Origin of the sequence: Streptomyces boetiae (genome assembly GCF_031845405.1) — a bacterium.
GTDB lineage: Bacteria > Actinomycetota > Actinomycetes > Streptomycetales > Streptomycetaceae > Streptomyces > Streptomyces boetiae.
The window spans coordinates 1-4,601 of sequence record NZ_JAVREN010000094.1; the positions used below are offsets into that span (position 1 = coordinate 1).

The 4,601-nt window shown below is 74.9% G+C and carries 4 protein-coding genes; 2 read left to right on the forward strand and 2 right to left on the reverse strand.

What is annotated here, in order from left to right:
• The first annotated feature begins 128 nt into the window (after positions 1-128).
• Positions 129-812, forward strand: a complete 684-nt coding sequence (locus RM780_RS27480; RefSeq protein WP_311633622.1) for a pirin family protein — start codon at positions 129-131, stop codon at positions 810-812.
• A 92-nt stretch (positions 813-904) separates the two neighbouring features.
• Positions 905-2,266 (forward strand): MFS transporter, encoded by a 1,362-nt coding sequence (locus RM780_RS27485; protein ID WP_311633623.1) that lies wholly within the window; start codon positions 905-907, stop codon positions 2,264-2,266.
• 353 nt (positions 2,267-2,619) lie between these two features.
• On the opposite strand, the gene RM780_RS27490 is transcribed toward RM780_RS27485, so the two are convergent.
• A complete protein-coding gene (locus RM780_RS27490; RefSeq protein ID WP_311633624.1) occupies positions 2,620-3,615 on the reverse strand; it encodes an AurF N-oxygenase family protein in 996 nt (331 codons plus the stop codon).
• 75 nt (positions 3,616-3,690) lie between these two features.
• Positions 3,691-4,329, reverse strand: coding sequence for a TetR/AcrR family transcriptional regulator (locus tag RM780_RS27495; RefSeq protein ID WP_311633625.1), 639 nt, complete (start codon positions 4,327-4,329; stop codon positions 3,691-3,693).
• Positions 4,330-4,601: the final 272 nt, after the last annotated feature.

Here is a 4,601-nt window from a genome sequence, read left to right on the forward strand (position 1 = left end):
GGTCCAGCCTGCCTCATTTCCGTAGGGGCCATACAAGCCGGGGGCGAAAGCAGGGGGAAGGCGGGGGCGGAGAGAGGGGGCGGCAGGGGCCGGGGCGGGGCGCGGGCGTGGTGGATACGGTGGGGCGCATGCTTCAGGTGACGCGTTCCGCCGGGCGCTACCGGGGCGGAGACCCCGGGGCCGGGATCGAGACCCTGCACGCCTTCTCCTTCGGCCGCTTCTACGATCCGGACAACCTCCGCTTCGGCGCGCTCACCGCCTGCAACGAGGAACGGCTCGCGCCGGGCGCGGGGTTCGCGGCGCACGGGCACCGGGACGTGGAGATCGTCACCTGGGTGCTGGCCGGGGAGCTGACCCACGAGGACGCGGCGGGGCGGGCCACGGTGCTGCGCCCCGGCGACCTCCAGCGGCTGACGGCCGGGGAGGGGACGCGGCACGCGGAGCGGAACGCGGGGGCCGGGCCGCTGGCGTTCGTTCAGATGTGGCTGATCCCCGAGCGCGCGGGGGGCGCGCCGGAGTACGAGGTGGTGCGCGGCCTGCGCGCCGGGACGCCCTACGCGCTGCCGCGCACGGACGCGGCGCTGCGGGTGCTGCGCCTGGCCCCCGGCGAGCGGGCGGCGGTCCCGGCCGCGCCCCGGGCATACGTCCACGTGGCGCGGGGCGCGGCGGCCCTGGGCTCCGCCCCGCTGGAGGCGGGGGACGCGGCCCGCCTGACCGCCGAGCCGCAGACGCCGGCGGAGGCGGGGGCGGAGGGGGCGGAGCTGCTGGTGTGGGTGCTGGGGGGCGGGGCCCCGCCGACGAGTGGGTTGTGATTTCCAACTGAGTGGGCCTACGCTGCTGTGCCGTGAACCGAGTTGGAAATTCAAACGGACTGGGAGTCGCCGTCGCGAGCCGCGGAGCCCCGGTGCGGCCCCGGGGCGTGCTGCCCGTGGTGTCCGCCGCCGTCTTCCTCGCGAACCTCGACCTCTTCGTCGTCAACGTGGCGCTGCCCGTGATGAACGAGGACTACGACACCACCCTGGCCGCCCTGTCCTGGGTGCTCAACGCCTACGCCATCGTCTTCGCCGCCCTGCTCGTCGTCGCCGGGCGCCTCGCCGACCGCTACGGGCACCGGCAGGTCTTCCTGCTGGGCCTGGCCGTCTTCACCGCCGCCTCCGCCGCCTGCGCGCTCGCCCCCGGCGTCGGAACGCTGGTGGCCGCCCGCGCCGTCCAGGCCGCCGGGGCCGCCATGCTGATGCCCACCTCGCTCGCCCTGCTCCTGGCCGCCACGCCCGCCGAGGGCCGCCCGCGCGCCATCCGGCTGTGGGCCTCCGTCGGCGGCATCGCCGCCGGGCTCGGGCCCGTGGCCGGCGGGCTGCTCGTGGAGGCCGACTGGCGGTGGGTCTTCCTGATCAACCTCCCCTTCGGCCTCGCCGCCTTCGCCGCGGGCCTGCGCGCCCTGCCCGCCCTGCCGCGCGCCGAGGCCGGGCCCTTCCCCGACCTGGCCGGGGCCGCGCTGCTGACCCTGGGCATCGGCGCCCTCGCGGTCGGCCTGGTCCGCGCCGAGGAAGGGGGCTGGACCGGGCCCGAAACCCTCGGCGGCCTGGCCGCCGGCGCGGCGGCGACCGCGGCCTTCCTGTGGCGCTCGGCCCGCCACCCCGCGCCCGTCGTCGAGTTGCCGCTGCTGCGCGTGCGGGCGTTCGCCGCCGCCAACACCGGCGCGCTGCTGTTCACCGTCGCCTTCGCCGGGATGCTGCTCACCGCCGTCCTGTGGTGCCAGGACGTGTGGGGCTACTCCGCGCTGGCCACCGGACTCGCCGTCGCGCCGGGGCCGTTGATCGTCCCGCCGGTCACCCTGGCCACCGGCGCGCTCACCCGCAGGCTCGGCGCCGCGCCCGTCCTGTGGCTGGGGTCGGCCGCCTTCGGCGCCGGTCTCCTGTGGTGGCTGGCCACGGCGGGGGAACGGCCCTCCTACGCTGCCGAGTTGCTGCCCGGCATGCTGCTCACGGGCCTGGGCGTCGGCCTGGCCCTGCCCACCCTCATCGGCGCCTCGGCGGCCTCGCTGCCGCCCGAGCGCTTCGCCACCGGCTCGGCGATCACCACCATGAACCGGCAGATCGGCGCCGTCCTCGGCGTGGCCCTCGCCGTCAGCATCCTGGGCACGCCCGCGACGGCGGAGGCGGCCGTCGACGGCTTCCGCGGGGTCTGGCTCCTGGGTCTGGCGGCCATGGCCCTGCTCGCCGCAGCGGCCGTCCCGCTGCGCGTGCGCCCGTCGCCGGCCGGGTGAGGGGCGTTCCTCAACGACCGGCCCGCCGACGGACGTTCGCCCAACGACCGGCCCGTCGGGGGGCGTTGACCCGAGGGGGCCCGGACCGCGCCTGACCCGCGGTCCGGGCCGGGGGGCCGGGAACGCCCCGCGCCTCAGCGCCGGGAGGGCCAGGCCGGACGGTCGACGCCCCTGGCCTCCGGGTAACGGCCCCGGACACCGCCCGGCACCCACGCCCCTCGCCCGGCCCTGCGCCGCACCCAGCGCCCGAAGGCCCGCCGCGCCTCCGCGCGCGCCTCGGCCCACCGGGCGGGCGCGCCTTGCGCCCTCGGCCGGGTGGCGACCCCGGGCGCCGGCTCCCGGCTGCCCACGGCTCAGGCCGCCCGGGCGGCGGCGCCGCGTGCCTTGGGCCGCTCCCAGATGCCGAACGCCTTCCACAGCTGGCGGTTGACCGGCGTGATGACGCCCAGCTCGGCCATCAGGTCGCGGATCTTGCCCACCGACTCGCGGATCTCCTGCTGCCCGGCCTCGCTGTGGTACGCCTCCCGCACGACCTCCTCCGGGATGCGGAAGTGCCGCACCATCGGCCCGGGCGGGGAGAGCATGATGCGGGCCATCGCGCCCAGGATGACCGGGGTGAGCAGGCCGAGCAGCCGGCGGCGGAACGGACGCATGCGCGGCACGCGGTACTTGAGGTAGTGCCGGGCGAAGGAGATGTGCCGGGCCTCCTCCGCGATGTGGATGCGCATGATCGTCTCCTCCAGCGGGTGCTTGATGTGCCCGCCCTTGAGGGACCTGCGCTGCACGTAGTCGATGGGGTCCTCGCCGCCGAGCACGAAGACGAAGAACAACTCGGTGTTGACCAGCGGGATCAGCGGGGAGATCTGCGCGATCAGGCTCAGCGACCTGGGCATGCCGCGGATGGGCATCTTGGTGCGGTTGACGAACTCCTGGAACATCATGCCGTGGTGACATTCCTCGGTCGTCTCGTGGTAGACGTACCGGAATTCGGGGCGGCCGTTGGGCAGCCAGTAGGCGTGGTTGAGGAGCCCGCGCTTGAGGAGGTTCTCGAACTGCAGGCCGATCTTCATGGCCGTGGCCACCCGCCACAGCCCGATCTGCGCCTGGATCTCCACGGGCTGGGACCGGTACCACTCGGTCTGGCCGAGCCGGTCGATGGGGGGCAGGACCCAGCGCGGGTCGTTCTTGTCGACCAGGAAGTCGGGGTCGTCCCAGGGTATGTCGGCGTACGCCTCCCAGTGCTTCTCCACCGACGCCTTGTTCAGGCGCTCGATGACGCCCAGGTAGGACTTGCGGTCCTTGACCTGCTTGCGCATTTCCTCGGCGAGTTCGGCGGGGACTTCGGTCATCTCGGACGCTCCTTGCGGTGGTGCGGGGGGTGAATCGCGGCGGTGGGGGCGGTGACGCTGGTCGCGTTGGCCGGGTCAGTCGGGGATGAGGAGGCGGGCGGCGGTCTTCAACTGCGTCAGCACGGCCCGCTGGTGGCCGTGCGCGTCGTCGTCGAGGCCGTTCTGCACCGACAGGCCGACGTAGAGCGCGTACACGGCCCGCAGCAGGGTGGGCACGGCGTCGGCCGGGAGCGCCGTGCTGGAGGGGAAGAGGCGGTCGAAGGTCGAGACGATCACGCGCGGGATGCGCTCGTTGAGGTCCCGGCACAGCGCCCGCAGCTCCTCGTCCGTGCGGGCGGCGATGGCCAGTTCGAGCAACGCCTTGGCCGGGGGCTGCCGGAAGACGTCCCACAGCAGGTCCAACGCGCCGCGGACGTTGTGCTGTTCGGGCGGGAGGGCGGCGAACGCGTCCTCGAACGACCGCCGCTGAGCCTCGATCAGATGCTCCAGGGCGGCGGCGACCAGCGCCATCTTGGTCGGGTAGTGGTGCTGCTGCGCGCCGCGCGAGACGCCCGCCCGCCGCGCGACCTCGGTGGTCGAGGTGCCGGTCCAGCCCAGCTCGACGAGGCAGGCGACCGTGGCGTCGAGCAGCAGCGCGCGGGTCCGGGACCGCCGCTCGTCCTGCGTGCGGCGGCCCGTGGCCGGGGGTGCGGTGGCTGTCATGGGCACGGACACGTCCCGACGGTACGAGCCGCACATACAATCAATCAAGCCTGCTTTTTTATGGCGGCCGTCACATTGTGCTTCGCACGGTTTGGCCGTGGACCGTCTGCCGGCCGGGCCGGGAGGCCGGGGCGTCGTTACGGCGTAGGGAAGCTCGGGAAAGTGCCGCCGGGGGAGGCGTCGTTGGTGGGCTCGCCGTCCGGGGAGCCGTTGGGCGTGGGGTCGCCGGTTGGGGTGGGGGTGGTGGGGGAGGGGGCGGTTGGTGACGGGGCCGTGGGCCAGGG